This is a genomic window from Kribbella sp. NPDC104218 (assembly GCF_055584105.1).
Genome location: NZ_JBVJMQ010000003.1, coordinates 82,033 through 98,185 on the forward strand (window position 1 = coordinate 82,033; position 16,153 = coordinate 98,185).

Consider the following 16,153-nt stretch of genomic DNA (forward strand, 5'->3'; position numbering starts at 1 on the left):
GTCGCGATGTTCCGCCAGATGTCGGTTTTCGCGTGGACGCTGATGCTGCTCGGCCTGGGCGGACTGGCCTGGTTCGTGATCTGGCTGGTCCGCCGCGAGCGCTACCGCAAGTCGTTGCGGGATCGGGGCTGGACGTTCGTCGGCTCGCCGGCGTTCGCCGCGGTCGCGCGGCTGGGCAACCCGCCGTTCGGCATCGGGTTCACCCGGTCGCCGGACGATCAGATCACCGGGGCGACGAGCCAGGGCCGCCCGTTCCAGGTGATCGAGTACAGCAACGATCACTGGGGCGGCTGGGTCGGCATGGTGACGCTGTCGCGGCGGCTGCCCGAGTTGTGGATCACCGGCGGGCAGACGCAGCCCCGGTACGGCGTGATGGCGACGATGGTCCCGGTTCCGGCGCAGCTCGGGGCCGGTTGGACGGTCGGTGTCCAGGAGCCCGAGTTCGCGACCGACGTGCTGACCGCCCAGCTGTGTGAGCAGCTGTACGCGATGGCCGCCGGGCAGCCCGGGCTGAACCTGAGCATCGACGGCGACCAGCTCGTCGTCCTCGACCCGCCGCGCAAGGACGCCGAGCTCCTCGCCCCCTGGCTGGAGCAGCTCGCCGCGATCGCGGCCGCGATCGATGCGGCTCCGCTGGACCGCTGGATCCAGCCCGAGCGTGAGGCCCGGCTGACCTTCTACCAGCACCCGGACTGGTACTGGATCGGCGAGGACGACCAGCTGCTGCAGACCACCCCGATCACCCGATCGGGCCATGGGCACCGCACGAGCGAGGTGATCCGCGGCCGGGACGGCGACGGCCCGCCCTTCGTCGCCTTCACCCACCACTGGAAGACGACGCGGACCGAGTCCAGCACGGACTCCGAGGGCCGCACCACCACCCGGACCGTGACCGAGCATCACAGCGAGGCGATGCTCGGCTTCCAGCTCCCGGCGCGGATGCCGTGGCTGCAGGTCGGCCGCCGGGGCTTCGGCGGTGGGATCAGCTTCGAGAGCGAGGACTTCAACCGGCAGTTCGGGATCTTCGCGCAGGACAAGAAGTTCGCCTACGACGTGATCCACCCGCGCCAGATGGAGTTCCTGATGGCCAACCCGCCGTCGGGGTTCCAGATCGTCGACGACTGGGCCTGGTTCAGCCCCGGCGAGCACAGCCACCCGCTGGTCGCGCACAACTCCCGCTTCCTGCGGACGTTCCTGGCCGGGATCCCGCGGTTCGTCTGGCGCAATCTCGGGCTGCCGGATTCTCCTTACCCGCAGACCTAATCCAGCGGGATCGTTGCCCATAGCCCGCAGTGGTGACTGCGTGCGACGTCGGTCCGTCCGAGGTGCAGATCGAGCGACTGGACGACGTCGTCCGCTGGGCGGAACCGCGGCCAATGGGGGAGTGCCGGCGTGTTCGGGTCACCGGTATGCGCGAAGGCAGACCAGTAGTCCAGCATCGCGTTCGCGAGCCGGCGCTGATCGCCGTCGAGGGGCGCTCCGCCCACCCGGAGGTCGAACAGGTACAGCGCGTCGGCCGAGTGGTACGCGTCGTACGGGTAGCCGACGGCTGGCAGCGTCGGTGGCGCCGTCCGATCGGCGAACTCGTACGCGTACGTCGGCGCGTGGCGCGCGTAGGTCTGATTGCGGCGCAGCGTCGGGCAGGCGAAGGCGCTGTCGGTACTGACGGCTGCCCAGGTCCGGCTCGGATTCCCGAGCGGGTACCGCGCCCGGACCCGATCGGCGTGCGGGCCGAACGCCTGGTCCAGGTACTCGCCGTACTTCGCCGGGGTCAACTCCCCGAGCAGTGCGTCGTAGATGCCTTGCAGGTAGGTTCCCTCGTCGCGGGTCGTGCCGGACAGCAGTGGGACGTCCTGCGTCCGTCCCGCTTGCAGGACGACGGCCGGGTTCTCCGGGAGAATCCGGCTGCCGTAGGACAGGCCCGCGAAATCCCGGAAGATCGGCATCAGCTGCTCCGGATCCTTCTCGGCCAGACAAGCGAGGTTGCTGCAGCCGACCCGGTCGGCGGCCGCGCGGCCGCGCGTAGCCAGACTTTCCGGCGCTTCCCAGGGGGAGACGGTCGGCAGCCCCGGTGCGAGCACGTTGGCCGGGATCGGCGTCGTACAAAGCGCGCTCTGGATGATCGCGCGCTGGAACAGCCCGGCCGCGGCAGGGGAGGTGAGGTGCGCGCAGATGCTCTGGCCACCGGCGGACTGCCCGAACAGCGTCACGTTGCCGGGGTCGCCGCCGAACGCGCCCGCGTTGCGTTGCACCCAGCGCAGCGCCGCCTGCTGATCGGCCAGGCCGAACGTGCCGGAGCCGTCGAGACCTGGATAGCCGAAGTTGCCGAAGATGCCGAGCCGGTAGTTGACCGTCACCACGACGACGCCGCCGCGAACGGCGAGCCGCCGCGGGTCGTACTCGCTACCGGCGCCTTCGACGAAGCCGCCGCCGTGCAGCCAGACCATCACCGGCTTCCGCCCGGGCCGCTTCGGCGCTGTCACGTTCAGATACAGGCAGTCCTCGGCTGTGGTCTCGCTGGTCCCGGTCGGGGACTCGAGCTGCGCGCAGCGCGGCCCGAACCGGGTCGCGTCGCGGACGCCGGTCCAGCGCGCGGCCGGTTGCGGGGCCCGCCAGCGGCGCGGCGGTGCGGCGTACGGGATGCCGTTGAACTCGCGGTAGTCGCCATGATCGATACCACGGACGGCACCGCGATCGGTCCGGGCGATTGGCGGCTCGGACGGCGGGGCGGCCGGTGCGGGGAGCAGTACGGCCAGTGCCAGGGCGAGTACCTTGACCATGTTGTCCTCATCTAATCAATACCAACGTATTGTTCTGCTTGGGATGGTAGCTCACGTGAGAGGTCAGGGCGCCGCGTACGACGCGCGGCGGACGGCGATCCTGGAGGCGGTGTTCGCGCTGGTCGACACCGAGGGGGTCGCCCAGGTGACGATCCGGCGGGTCGCGGACCGGGCCGGGGTCTCGGTCGGTCGCGTCCAGCACTACTTCACGACCAAGGACGAGCTGCTGGAGGCGGCGTCCAAGGCGATCAACGAGCGCGGCGCCGAGCGGGTCGCGGAACAGGCGGCCGATGCGCCCGCCGACACGTTGCGGGCGATCGTCCGGGTGCTGATCCCGCGGGACGAGGAGGACCGCCGGTTGTTCCGCGTCCAGCAGGCGTTCGAGACCTACGCCCTGACCACACCGGCGCTCGGTGCTCGGGTGACCCAGGGCTACGCCGAGCTGGCCGCGCTGTTCGCGCTGCTCCTCGGCGGTCCCGACCGGACGGCCGACGGGCAGGAGCTATTGGCGACCGCAGTCGGTCTGGCGACCCTGACGCTGACCGACGTCATCATCCCGGCCGACGCTGAGGCGATCGTCCTGCGGCGCGTGGATCAGTTGCTCGCTTAAGCTCGTCCTCGGTCGACCAATCGGAGGAGCGTCATGGGCGCGCAACAGAGCTGGCCGGCACCACCGTCGTCGGGCGCCGCGAAGGCGCAGCGGCCGCAGAAGCGGTCCGGCCTGCGCCGGGCGGAGATCCTCCAGGCCGCGATGGCCGTCTTCGGCGAGCGCGGCTACGCCGGTGGTTCGCTGCAGGAGATCGCGGAGCGGGTCGGGATGACGCACGCCGGCGTCCTGCATCACTTCGGATCGAAGGAGCAGCTGCTGATCGCGCTGCTCGAGTACCGCGACGACTCCGACGTCGCCGAGCTCGACGGGCATATCGCGCCCCGCGGCGCGCCGCTGCTCGACCACTTGGTCGAGACCGCCGAGGTCAACCGCAAACGCCCCGGCATCGTGCAGGCCTACACGGTCCTGCTCGGCGAGTCGGTGACCGAGAACCATCCCGGCCGCGCCTTCTTCACCGAGCGCTTCACCGGCCTGCGCGACATGGTCACCAGCGCCGTCGCGGACGCGACCGGCCGCGCGATGACCGATCCGGACGTCGACCGGGCCGCCTCCGCGATCATCGCCGCGATGGACGGCCTGCAGACGCAGTGGCTGCTCGACAACGACGCCGTCGACATGCGGTCGACAGTCGAGCTGGTCATTCGCGCTCTGGTGCGCGAGCTGACCGGCCCGGCTGTCTGACCGCTCAGGCGGCCGAGCCGTCGACCAGTGAACGCGGCCGCAGTTCCTGCACGGGCTGCTGCCGGATGGCGGTGAGGATCTCGCCCGCGCGGATCGCTGTGTTCGAGAGCAATGACGAAGCGAGTCCGTGCGTGTGCTCGGTGCCGCCGCCCTGCAGGTAGATCCCTGCCTGGACGGCGTCCGTGGTCTGGACCCGGTAGTCGCGGCCGATCCGCAGCCGGCCGTACGGGTCGCGGCGGCACTCCCGGCCGAGGTCACCGAGCATCTCCGCGGCGTCGCCCGCGCGGTAGCCGGTGCAGTACACGATCAGGTCCGCGTCGAGCGGCGTCTTCTGGCCGGTGCTGAGCGACTCGACCGTCAGGCTGAGGCCGTCGCTGTGCTCGTGCAGGTTGGTCACCCGGGCCACGTTGAAGAACCGCAGCCGCTCGCGCCCGGACACCCGCTCGCGGTAGCTCCTGCGGTACAGGTCCTCGATCAGCTCGGTGTCGACGACGGAGTAGTTGGTGTTGCTGTGATAGTCGAGCACCTGCTGCTTGACGTCCTCCGGAGCCGAGTAGAACTCGTCCACAGCGGCCGGATCGAAGACCCGGTTGGCGAACGGGCTGTCGTCGGCCGGGCTGTAGCCGTACCGGGAGAACACTGAGCAGACCTCGGCGGCCGGGAAACGCTCGTGCAGGAAGGAAGTCACCTCGGCCGCGCTCTGCCCGGCGCCGACGACGACCACCCGGCGCGGCGCCGCGTCAGCGCCGAGCTGCCGGACCCGGTCGAGCAGGTCCCGGTTGTGCCAGACCCGCGCGGACGCCGTGACGCCCTCGGGCAGCCGCGGCGTCAGACCCGTGCCCAGCACCACGTTCCGGGTGCGGTGCACCTCGCGGGCGGAGCCGTCCGCGGCGGTCGACGTCACGTCGAACTCCACGACGACGTCGTCCACCGTCACCGGCCGGACCTCGACGACGGTCCGGTCGTAGCGGACGGCGTCCGAGACCTGCGCGGCCGCCCACTCCAGGTAGTTGTGGAACTCGACCCGTAACGGGAACAGCGTCTTGTGGTTGACGAAGTCGACCAGCCGGCCGGTCTGGTGCAGGAAGTTCAGGAACGTGAAGCCGCTGGCCGGATTGCGCAGGGTGACCAGGTCCTTGAGGAACGAGACCTGCATCGTCGCGTCGTCGATCAGCATCCCGCGGTGCCAGCCGAAGCGGGGTTGCCGCTCCAGGAACAGGTGCCGCGGCGCGGTGTCGCCGAGTTCGCCGGCGGCGATGGCCACCGCGAGATTGGATGGACCGAAACCGACCCCGATCAGATCGAAGGTTCCGTCCTGGACGTGCGACGCCATACCTGCCCTCTCCGTTGAACTTAGGCGAGGCTAACCTAAAGAACCTGACGGGAGAAGAGGGGGCCCAGGCGGGTGTGACGTACCTGACCCTCGCCGCTACGGGGATCCGAACGCGTCCGCGGTGGCCGCGAGAGTCCGGGCGGTGCGCGCCGGATCGGCCTGGGCGACCAGCAGATAGAGCAGGTCTGCAGTCAGTAGTTGCGCATGCCGGGCGGCGACCTCGTCGGGCTGGACGTCGGAGTGCGGTGAAGCGACCGTGACGTGCTGCCGCGCGGCCCGCGCGATCGGCGTGTCCGGGGAGCTGGTGACGGCGACCGTCCACGCGCCGCGACTCGTTGCCTGCGACAACATTCGGAGCGTGTCCGGAGTGCTGCCGCTGTTCGAGATCGCCAGCGCGACGCACTGTTCGTCCAGTAAGGCAGCGGTCGCCAGGCCGCTGTGATGATCGGTGTGCGCATGCGCGTTCACGCCGAGCCGCTGGACCCGCGCGGCCAGCTCGCGACCGACGAGCCCGCTGCCCGCCACGGCGTACACATCGAACTGCCGGCTGCGGCTGATCCGCTGCGCGAGGTCGCTGAGTGCGGCCAGATCGAACTGCCGCGCCGTCTCGCGGACGGCGACGAGCTGCGCGTTCAGCAACGTGGACAACACACTGGACGGCGGGTCGCCGGGAGCCACCGAGTCGCCGAAGTCGGTCAGCCAAGCCCGGTCGCGGTCGCCGCGGCCGACGTCCTGAGCCACGGCGACGCGTAGCGCCGGGTAGCCGCTGAAGCCGAGCAGCCGGCACAGGCGGGTGACCGTCGCAGGCGACGTACCGGCCCGCTCGGCCAGGCCGGTGATCGACAGCCGCAGCGGAGCGCTCGGGTCGGCCTCGAGTACGGCGGCGACCCGGGCCATCGTCGCCGGCATCTGGGCGCGGAAGGTCAGAACCAGGTCGAGTACGCCGGGAGCTTCCATCTGGGTGATAATCCTTGTCATCTACTTGTTGATGTCTGAGAGTGATTTTCATCCACGCGGTCGCCCACGGCAAGGACCTCGCACATGAAACCGCATCGCCTGCTCACTCTGTTCGCCGTCCTGGCGCTGCTGCTCGCCGGGACGCCGGCGGCGCTCGCCGCGACCTCGGCCGCGCCCACGGCGTGGACCGCCGACTCCTGGAAACGGGTCTTCCGGACCGACCAGCGACCAGTTGGCGCCAGCGCCGCGATCAACTGGGACTCGGCGCGCAACGAAGCGGAGTCCTACCAGATCCTGCTTCGGCACACCGCCGCCTTCCGGATCACCGGCGTCACGTTCAGCGCGCTGAACGGCCCGGCCGGGAGCATCCCGGCGACGCGGCTGGAGTACAAGTTCCAGAACCACCACGACCCGGACGGCGGCGGTCTCGTCCCGGATCCACTCGGCAACGAGCGCTCGATCGACGTCGCGCGCAACGTCACCCAGGGCATCTGGGTGACCGTCAACGTCCCGGCCGGTCAGGCCGCCGGGAGCTACACCGGGACCGTGGACGTCGCGACCACGGCCGGCGCGATCGCCGTCCCGGTGTCGCTGGCCGTGTACGCCGTCGACATCCCGGACGCCGCCGACAGCAAGTACGTCTACAGCACCTGGAACGTGTTCTTCAACGAGTACGCCGACCACAACGGCGCGGTCGTCGCCGACGAGATCAAGGACCGCTACGGCTTCGCGCGCTACTCGCCGCAGTGGTGGAACCTGCTGACCGACTTCGCCAGGGAACAGAAGGCGACCCGGCAGAACCAGGTGCACATCTCGATCGACCCGCTGCTCGACGGTCCCACGACGCTCGTCAACGGCAGGTACCAGTTCAACTGGACGAAGTTCGACCAGGTCGTCGAGCTCTTCCTGCGCGAGGGATCGGTGCAGCGGCTGCGCGGCAATCCGCTGCTGAACGCCTTGCACACCGACCGGGTCTGGATCATCGACAACGTCGACGGCGCGACCAAGGTGACACTGGCCCCGGTGGGCAGCGCGAAGGCGGAGAACTGGCTCAACCAGTACCTGCCGGCTCTGAAGGCGCATCTGGACGCCAAGGGCTGGACGCGGATGTGGTACCAGACCATCTCCGACGAGCCGAGCAACGTCGCGAACTACAACCGGACTGCAGAGAAGTTCCGCCAGTACTTCGGGGCGGAGGCGCGGACGCAGGACGCGCTGACCGAGCTGAAGTCGGGCCTGTCCGGCAATGTCGATGTCTGGATCCCGCTCATCGACGGCCTGCAGCGTGATCCGCAGTTCTACCGGGACCGGCAGGCGGCCGGCGACGAGGTGTGGACGTATGTCTGCCTGCAGCCCGACCCACACGACGGCTGGCTGAACCGCTTCTCGACGTACCCGGCGTACACCGCGCGGCAGATCGGCTGGGGCAACTTCAAGTACGGCGCGACCGGCTTCTTCCACTGGGGTTACAACGCCTGGACGTCCGGCCAGTACGGCGAGGGCGAGACCTACCCGGGTGACGGCTACATCGTCTATCCCGATGTGCCGAACGGGACCGTGCGGACGAGCGTGCGCTCGCTGGCGACCCGGGACGGGAACGAGGAGTACGAGCTACTGGCGATCCTCCAGCGCCGGGACGCGGCCGCGGCGAACCGACTGGCCAGCACGTTGGTGACGGCGTACGACTGGTTCACCGACGACACCGACCTGATGGCGCGCACCCGGAAGGAGCTGCTGCTCCGGGCGGCCGGTGCACCGCTGCCGCCGCGGGTCGAGGCGGAGAGCGGCCGGCTGACTGGAGCCGCACGCGTCGACACGGTCGGCTCCGGCTACACCGGCAGCGGGTACGTCGGCTGGTTCGACCAGGCAGTCGGGAGCTCGGTGACGGTCGACGTCCAGGCGACGCGGTCCGGGCCGCACCAGCTCGAGCTGCGCTACAGCAACGGGACGCCGACGATCAGCTCGCTGACTCTGCTGGTGAACGGCGCGGCGCCGCGCAAGGTCTGGTTCCCGTCGACCGGCGACTGGAACACGACCTGGGACAGCGCCCACGCGACCGTCGACCTGGTCGCCGGGCGGAACACGATCCTCGTCCGCTTCGACGCCGACGACGGCTCGACCGACCTGGATTCGGTGGTGGCGTGGTAGCCGCGGGCTGGTAGCCCTCCGCCGCGATACATCTGGTGTCGTGGCGGACAGGTACCGGGTATGAGCAACCCAACCGACGGCAGGACGCGCGAGTCGCGGTTCGTCGCGCTGTACGAGGCGACGTACGACGATCTCGTCCGGTTCGCACAGCGCCGGGTGCCCGAACCACAGGCGGAGGACGTCGTGGGCGAGGCGCTGCTGGTCGCTTGGCGCCGGCTGGACGACGTACCGCCGCACCACTCGGACGCCCGGGCGTGGCTGTTCGGGATCGTGCGCAACACGATCCTGAACACCCGCCGCGGCGCCCGGCGGCAGGAGGCCCTCGCCGTCCGGCTGGCCGAGGTGACCACGACCTGGTCACCCGACGATGCCGAGCTGATCGCGCGGCAGGTCGACCTCACCCGAGCGTGGGATCGGCTGTCGGTACTCCATCAGGAAGCTCTGGCCCTCGCGGTGATCGACGACCTGTCGGCCCGTCAGGCGGCGTCGGTGCTCGGGATCACGGCGGTCGCCTTCCGGCTCCGCCTCTCCCGCGCCCGGCGCTCCCTGCGCGCCCAGCTCGGCCACCGCGCAACCCCTGCCACCGCCCCCGCAGGCCTCACCGAAAGGCCGACCTCATGAAGCACCTCGACGAGTTCGCCGACCTGAAGACCCTCGACCCCGCCACCGGCGCCGACCCCAACACCCCCCGAGCCCGCGCCGCCCTCGACCGTGCCCTCGCCGCCGAGCCGGCCCCAGCCGCCCGCCCCCGCCGCCGCGCCATCCGCCTCGCTGTCGCCGCCCTGGCGGTGGCCGTCGGCGCCGCCATCGTCTTCGTCCCCCGCGACAGCGGCCCACTCCCGACCGGCGAGGCCTACGCCGGCTGGACGGCGGAGCCGGGCAGCCTGTCCGCCAAGGACCGGGCGAAGGCGGTCAAGCAATGTCGCAAGATGCTCTGGGACACTCCGATGGACGACGTCGTCAAGAACACCGACCCGGCGATCGTCGAGCGTCGTGGTTACTGGTCGGTCGTCGTGTTGCTCGGCCCCGGCGGCTCGGAGGCAAGCTGTATGACGAGCAGCAGCCCGCGGATGAAAGGCGGCGGCTACGGCAGCATCGGCGGCCCGGGCCGCCCGGCCCCCGGCCCTCGCGAGATCTCCATCAGCTCCCTGGGCGCCGCCGGCGGCGGCGACTTCGGCTACGTGACCTCGGGCAGGGGGCGGGTCGGTGCGGAGATCGTCGGCATCACCTACCGGAGCAAGGCCCATGGCCTCGTCAAGGCGACGGTCGAGAACGGCTACTTCGCCTTCTGGGTGCCCGGCAAGGACCTCGAGGACTTCGAGCCCGCCCCGGTCCGGGTGACGTATCGCGACGGGACTTCGACCGAGGTGCAGCTCAAGGTCGGTTAGGCGGGGTCGAGGCGGAAGACGCGGATCTCGCGGTGGGCGGCGCGGGTGGCGTAGGTGTTGTAGGCGGGCCAGTAGGCGGCGACGGCGTCCCAGGTGGTTTGGCGTTCGGCGCCGGTGAGGAGGCGGGCGGTCACGGGGATCGTGCGGCCGCGGATGGCGGCGGTCGCCGCGGGGGTGGCGAGGAGGTTGGCGGACCAGGCGGGGTGCTGCTCGCCGCCCCAGTTGGATCCGATGACGACGTACCCGCCGTCGTGCTCGACGTACAGCAAGGGGACCTGGCGGGGCTGACCGCTGCGCCGGCCGGTGGTTGTCAGCAGCAACGTTCGGAGGCCGATCGGGCTGCCGACGCCGAACCGGCCCCGGGTGACCCGGAGGAGCTTCTCGTCGACGCGGACCAGGGCCCGGCCCACCGAGGCGAAGGCTTTCGTCGTCCCGACCTTTGCGAAGACCCGCCGCAGCTCCATCCGCCGGAGTCTAGAGGACGGTGCGCAAACGACTGACATAGGGAACGCCCGGGTAACAGATTTGACGCTCGTCTAAAGGCTCTACCACGCAGCGTGATCGAGTCCTACGATCGGTGCCCGACTCCACCCGCCCGCCCCGAGGAGTTGTCCCATGAGGTCTGTTCGACTTGCTCTCGCGACGGTCCTGCTGAGCACCGTCGCCGTCCCGGCCGGAGCGATCAGCCCGCCGAGTACCGATCCGAAGCCGCCCGACGAGGAACGCACCAAACTCGCGGACGTCGCCAAGCCGCTCGACCCGGAGGTCCCGGCCAAGAGCTGGCAGGTCGACGCCCGGGGCGCGTTCTCCGACGCGATCCCGTTGCAGGTCCCGACGTACCGGGGGCTGGAGCCGCAGCTCGCGCTCAAGTACGAGTCCGGCGCCGGGAACGGCGTGGTCGGTCAGGGCTGGACGCTGACCGGCGTCACCGAGGTCGAACGCGCCGGCGCAGGCAAGGGCGCGCCGAAGTACGACGCCTCCGACATCTTCCTGCTCGACGGCCAAGAGCTGGTCGCCTGTGCGGCGGGTAGCGCGAGCCCGAGCTGTACGACGGGCGGCACGCACTCGACCAAGAACGAGAGCTACCTGCGGATCGCGCTGACCGGGACCGGCGCCGCGAGCCGCTGGACGGTGACGGCGAAGGACGGCGCCCGGCAGATCTTCGCCCCGATCCACAGCGTCGCGACCGACCAGGTCTTCCGCTGGGGTCTCAGCCAGATCGTCGACACCCTCGGCAACACCGTGCGCTACACCTGGACCGACGGGCAGGCGCTGGACACCGTGGCCTACAACGGCGTCGAGGTGAAGTTCCACTACGAGACCCGACCGGACGCCGAACAACGGGCCGCGGGCAACGGAGTGCTGAGCACGCTGAGCGGCCGGCTCAAGACTGTCGACATAACGGTCGGCGGCGATCGGCTACGGGCCTACAAATTGACATACGCGACCAGTACGGCCACGGCGCGTTCGCTGCTGACCCAGGTGCAGCAGTTCGGCCGGGACGCAGCGATCGATGCCCAAGGCAACGTTACCGGCGGCACGAGTCTGCCGCCGGTGAGCGCGACCTATCAGACCGGGACGCCGGCCTTCGTGTCCGGCAGCGGCTCGACCTCGATGGCGAACAAGAACAACACCCGGTACCTGCCGATGGACATCAATGGCGACGGTAAGTCCGACCTGCTGGAGATGTACCCGGGCTGGACCTTCGAGCGGCACGCCTGGATCTCCGACGGCACCGACTTCACGCTCGCCTCGAACGGCACCGGGATGCCGATCCACGCCGACACCCGCTTCCTGACCGGAGACGCCAACGGCGACGGCAAGTCCGACCTGGTCGAGATCTACCCGAACGGGTTCAACTGGGGCCGCCGGCTCTATCTGTCCGACGGCACCGGTTTCGCGCTCGCGTCGACCGGCCACTCCCAGGGCAACAACGGCAAGGACAACCGCTTCCTCTCGATGGACGTGAACGGCGACGGCAAGTCCGATGTCGTCGAGCTCTACCAGTGCGGCCTGTTCCCGGTCCACTACTGCCGCGCGACCTGGCTGTCGAACGGGACGGCGTACACGCTGGCCTCGAACGACACCGGGATCGGCTTCGGGAAGGACAAGCAGTTCCTCACCGCCGACGTGAACGGCGACGGCCGGACCGACCTGGTCGAGCTCTACTCGGCCGGCTTCGGCGCTGGCGGCCGGCACATCTGGCTGTCCAACGGGACCGGCTTCGTCTCCGGAGCGACCGACACCGGCATGGCCTGGAGTACGCCGGACGCCGATGGCAGCGGCAGCCGATTCCACGCGATGGACGTGAACGGCGACGACAAGACCGACATGGTCGAGCTCTACCCGTTCTTCTCGACCTACACCCGCCGGACCTGGATCTCCACCGGATCCAGCTACGTGCTCGGCTCCACCGACGCGCTGATGTCGTCGTCCACCAACTCCCGCCAGCTCGTCGCCGATCTGAACGGTGACCACCGGGCCGACCTGGTCGAGCTCGCGCCATGGGGATTCTCGACCCTGCGCCGGATCTGGCTGTCGACCGGCGCGGGCTTCGCCCAGGGCGCGACCGACACGAGTATCGGCTCGTTCAGCTGCAGCAAGGGGGAGTGCAGCAGCGAGTTCCTCGAGATGGACGTCAACGGCGACGGGCTCGGCGAGATGACCGAGCTGTACTCGGCCAACCTCGGCTTCAACAAGGGCCGCCACGTCTGGAACATCGGCGGCGACGTCCCCGATCTGCTCAGCGCGAAGACCGATCCGTACGGCGCCAGGACGTCGGTCGCCTACACGCCGTCGTCCGCCTGGCCGAACGCGAACAACCCGCCGCTCGTGCAGACCGCCTCCGCGGTCTCGGTCGGCGACGGGCGCGGAGCGACCGCGACCACGAAGTACAGCTTCGCCGGTGGCGCCTACCACCGCGGTGAGCGGACCGGGCTCGGCTTCCGCACGCAGCGCGAGACCGCGCCCTGTGTCAGCGGCGAGACCGAGTGCCCGACGACGGTGACCACTTTCCGGCAGGACCTCGCGGCGGTTGGCGAGGCCGAACGCCGCGAGCGCCGGACCGGCGCCGGCGAGTTGCTCGGGGCAACCATTCAGGAGTTCACCGTCGACAACGGCGTCCTGCCGCGGACGGCGCTGCCGACTGGCACCTGGGAGAACGTCCACGCCGGGGACGACGTCAAACGCAAGTACACGACCCGGCAGTACAACGCGTACGGCGAGATCGCGCAACAGGTCGAGCACGGCGACCACGAGGCCGCCGGCGACGAGCGGACGGTGACGAACACGTACGTCCCGAACACCACGGCGTACGTCGTCGGCAAACCGGCCGCGGTTCGCAAGTACCAGGGCGCTGGGACCTCCGGCGCCAAACTCGCCGAGACGCTGGCGTACTACGACAACGCGACCGCCTGGAATCAAGCCCCGGCGAAAGGGCTTCCGACCCGCACCGGGGATTGGCGCTCGACGACCGATACCTACGCCGATACCCGGACGGAGTACGACGAGTTCGGCAACATCACCGCTGAGGTCGACGCGCTCGGCGGGCGGACGACGCTCGGCTGGGATCCGGCGTACCACCTGTTCCAGACCACCGAAGAGAACGCGCTCTCGCACGAGGTCACGGCCAGCTGGGACGTCGTCTGCGGCACGCCTACGCAGGTGCGCAGTCCGGACGGCCAACTGACCAAGGTGACGTACGACGCGTTGTGCCGGCGGGCCGAGATGACCGAGCCGGGAGGCCGCTTCGAGCGGTACACCTGGGCCAACCTCGGCGACGGCGGCGCGCAGTACGAGCAGACCGAGCGCCCGGCGGCCGACGGCAGCGCGAACGCGCAATGGAGCCGCCGGTACTTCGACGGCCTGCAGCGCACCTGGCGGACGGCCGACCAAGGTCCGGACGCCGCGACCGGTGACATCTACGTCGACACGACGTACAACGCCCGTGGGCTGGCTGCCGCCAAGACGCCGAAGTACTACTGGGTGTCGGGTCAGCCGCAGCCGACGACCTACCCGACCGTGACGACGTACGACGCGCTCGACCGGGTGGTCAAGGAGGCAATGCCCGGGGGAGCGAGCCGGACGAAGAGCTACGGGCTCTGGACGACGACCGAGACCGATGAGCGCGGGAACACGACCACCGACCGGGTGAACGCCTACGACAAGCGCATCGCGAGCACGCAGGAGGTCGGCGGGGTCGCGCGGACGGCGTCGTACGCGTACGACGGCAACGATCACCTGACCCGCTCCACCGACCCGGACGGCAACGCGATCGTCTACATCCGCGATGCGGCCGGGAACGCGACCAAGATCGTCGACCCGGACAACGGGACGACGACGTACACCTGGGACGCGGCCGACCGGCTGACCGCCCAGACCGACGCGAAGGGCCAGCGGACGACGTTCGCGTACGACGCCCTCGGCCGGAAGACGAGCCAGACCAGCACGACCGGGACCGCCACCTGGAAGTACGACGAGCAACGCTCCGGCTACTTCAACACCGGCCAGGTGACGACGACGACTGACGCAGCCGGGACGAAGAAGTCCGACTACGACGCCGCGGGCCGCACGGTCCGGATGGTGCGGACGATCGACAACACGGCCTACACCTTCACCTATGGGTTCGACCCCGGTGGACGCCCGTTGTGGACGACGTATCCGGACGGTTTCACCGTCGGCACCCAGGCCGAGCCGCTGCGGTACGACGGGGCCGGGCGGCCGCGCGCCATCCCCGGGTTCGTGACGGCCGCGCAGTACACGGCCGCCGGTGAGCTGAGCCGGCTGGAGAACGTCAACGGAACCGTCACGACCCGTGGCTTCGACGCCGAGCGCGGCTGGCTGAACTCGATCCTGACCAAGAAGGGCGCGACCGCGATCCAGGACGTCACCTACACCCGCGATGCCAAGGGCAACGTCGTCCAGGCGGCGAGCCCGTTCGCGGGGGAGAGTTGGACGTACGCGTACGACGAGGCCGAACAGCTCACCAAGGCCTCGACGCACACCATCGCCTACGACGGCACCGGCAACATCGCGTCCAACTCCGAGCTCGGCGCGTACACCTACGGTTCGGCGCGGCCGCACGCCGTCACCAAGGCCGGGCCGAACACCTACGCGTACGACGCGGCCGGGCTGATGACGTCGGGCGCCGGGCGGACCTTCACCTGGGACGGCGAGAACCGGCTCGCCTCCGTCACGAAGGCCGGCGTCACCACCGCCTTCACCTACGACGCCGACGGCGCCCGCATCCAGGCCGTCGAGGGGACGGCGACCCGCCGCTACCTCGGCGACGACTACGAGGTCGACGTCAGGGCCGGGACGGCGACGAAGTATGTCTCGATCGCGGGTCAGCTGGTCGCCCGGGCCGAGGGGACGACGCCGTACTGGGTGCACACCGACCAGCAGGGCTCGATCCAGGCCGTCACCGATGCCGCGGGCAACGAAGTGCACCGGAAGAAGTACGCGGCCTTCGGTGAGGTGGTCGCGACGAGCGGTTCGCTGGCCCGGGAGTCGCGCGGGTTCACCGGGCAGCGTGACGACGCGGCCGGGCTGCTCTATCTGCACTCGCGGTACTACGACCCGGAGCTGGGCCGGTTCATCTCGCCGAACCCGGTGATCGACGGCGACGACACGGTCGGCCTGAACCGGTACGCGTACGCCGCCAACGACCCGATCAACCAGACCGACAAATCCGGGCTGGACTGTGAGGACGGCGGCAAGCGCTGCGACCGCGACAACTGGGAGAACTACGGCCAGCAGAAGGAGCTCGAGTTCTCCTGCGGTCCGGCCGCCGTCCGGGTCGCGCTGTCGGCCCAGGGCTACACGGTCGTGGACGAGGAGGAGCTGTGGGGTCCGCTGCAGACGGACACCGGCGGCACCGACTCGATCGCGGGCAACGTCGTGCCGGTGATGAACGAGCTGCTGGAGACGAGCTTCTACGAGTCCAAGGACATCCCGCAGGACGCCGAAGGGAACGCGCCCGACGAGTTCAAGCAGCAGCTGAAGGCCGACATCGTCTACGACATCAACCGCAACCGCCTGATCGTGGCCAACGTCGTCCAGGGCACCGCGTACGACACCGCGGGCAACCCGCACCAGTATCCGGGGCACTACGTCACCGTGGTCGGCTACGACGAGGGCGGCTACCTCGCCCACATCTACGACCCGGCCGATGCCTTCGGCAAGTATCACTACTGGATGAGCACCGACAACCTGGCGAACTGGATCGCCGGCAAGGGTTACGCCGGCTGACCGGTCA

11 protein-coding genes are annotated in these 16,153 nt (G+C 69.9%); 7 read left to right on the forward strand and 4 right to left on the reverse strand.

Going from position 1 to position 16,153, the window contains the following annotated elements:
* The first annotated feature begins 18 nt into the window (after window positions 1-18).
* On the forward strand, window positions 19-1,263 hold the full coding sequence (locus ACZ6ZD_RS25440) for a hypothetical protein (protein WP_465676259.1): 1,245 nt from the start codon (window positions 19-21) through the stop codon (window positions 1,261-1,263).
* Here ACZ6ZD_RS25440 and ACZ6ZD_RS25445 read toward each other — a convergent pair.
* On the reverse strand, window positions 1,260-2,780 hold the full coding sequence (locus ACZ6ZD_RS25445; RefSeq protein WP_465676261.1) for a carboxylesterase/lipase family protein: 1,521 nt from the start codon (window positions 2,778-2,780) through the stop codon (window positions 1,260-1,262). The genes ACZ6ZD_RS25440 and ACZ6ZD_RS25445 overlap by 4 nt on opposite strands.
* Before the next feature lie 55 nt (window positions 2,781-2,835).
* Between ACZ6ZD_RS25445 and ACZ6ZD_RS25450 the strand changes: the two genes are divergently transcribed.
* The gene (locus ACZ6ZD_RS25450) at window positions 2,836-3,390 is read left to right on the forward strand and encodes a TetR/AcrR family transcriptional regulator (protein ID WP_465676263.1); all 555 of its coding nucleotides are present in this window, start codon (window positions 2,836-2,838) and stop codon (window positions 3,388-3,390) included.
* 33 nt (window positions 3,391-3,423) lie between these two features.
* Window positions 3,424-4,071: a TetR/AcrR family transcriptional regulator gene (locus ACZ6ZD_RS25455; RefSeq protein WP_465676264.1), complete on the forward strand. Its 648-nt coding sequence runs from the start codon at window positions 3,424-3,426 to the stop codon at window positions 4,069-4,071.
* Window positions 4,072-4,075: 4 nt separating this feature from the next.
* On the opposite strand, the gene ACZ6ZD_RS25460 is transcribed toward ACZ6ZD_RS25455, so the two are convergent.
* Both ACZ6ZD_RS25460 and ACZ6ZD_RS25465 read right to left on the reverse strand, forming a co-directional pair.
* Window positions 4,076-5,404: a lysine N(6)-hydroxylase/L-ornithine N(5)-oxygenase family protein gene (locus tag ACZ6ZD_RS25460; protein ID WP_465676266.1), complete on the reverse strand. Its 1,329-nt coding sequence runs from the start codon at window positions 5,402-5,404 to the stop codon at window positions 4,076-4,078.
* Window positions 5,405-5,500: 96 nt separating this feature from the next.
* Window positions 5,501-6,382 (reverse strand): MurR/RpiR family transcriptional regulator, encoded by an 882-nt coding sequence (locus tag ACZ6ZD_RS25465; RefSeq protein WP_465676268.1) that lies wholly within the window; start codon window positions 6,380-6,382, stop codon window positions 5,501-5,503.
* Window positions 6,383-6,445: 63 nt separating this feature from the next.
* Between ACZ6ZD_RS25465 and ACZ6ZD_RS25470 the strand changes: the two genes are divergently transcribed.
* From ACZ6ZD_RS25470 to ACZ6ZD_RS25480, 3 genes are read left to right on the forward strand one after another with little or no spacing between them, the layout of a single operon-like run.
* A complete protein-coding gene (locus ACZ6ZD_RS25470; protein WP_465676270.1) occupies window positions 6,446-8,509 on the forward strand; it encodes a glycoside hydrolase domain-containing protein in 2,064 nt (687 codons plus the stop codon).
* A 60-nt stretch (window positions 8,510-8,569) separates the two neighbouring features.
* The gene (locus ACZ6ZD_RS25475; RefSeq protein ID WP_465676272.1) at window positions 8,570-9,130 is read left to right on the forward strand and encodes an RNA polymerase sigma factor; all 561 of its coding nucleotides are present in this window, start codon (window positions 8,570-8,572) and stop codon (window positions 9,128-9,130) included.
* Window positions 9,127-9,897: a hypothetical protein gene (locus tag ACZ6ZD_RS25480; protein WP_465676274.1), complete on the forward strand. Its 771-nt coding sequence runs from the start codon at window positions 9,127-9,129 to the stop codon at window positions 9,895-9,897. The genes ACZ6ZD_RS25475 and ACZ6ZD_RS25480 overlap by 4 nt, the downstream gene beginning before the upstream one ends.
* Here the strand turns inward: ACZ6ZD_RS25480 and ACZ6ZD_RS25485 are convergent.
* Window positions 9,894-10,361, reverse strand: a complete 468-nt coding sequence (locus ACZ6ZD_RS25485; RefSeq protein ID WP_465676276.1) for a nitroreductase family deazaflavin-dependent oxidoreductase — start codon at window positions 10,359-10,361, stop codon at window positions 9,894-9,896. The genes ACZ6ZD_RS25480 and ACZ6ZD_RS25485 overlap by 4 nt on opposite strands.
* A gap of 151 nt (window positions 10,362-10,512) precedes the next feature.
* Here ACZ6ZD_RS25485 and ACZ6ZD_RS25490 point away from each other — a divergent pair, with 151 nt between their 5' ends.
* Window positions 10,513-16,146 (forward strand): RHS repeat-associated core domain-containing protein, encoded by a 5,634-nt coding sequence (locus tag ACZ6ZD_RS25490; RefSeq protein WP_465676278.1) that lies wholly within the window; start codon window positions 10,513-10,515, stop codon window positions 16,144-16,146.
* Window positions 16,147-16,153: the final 7 nt, after the last annotated feature.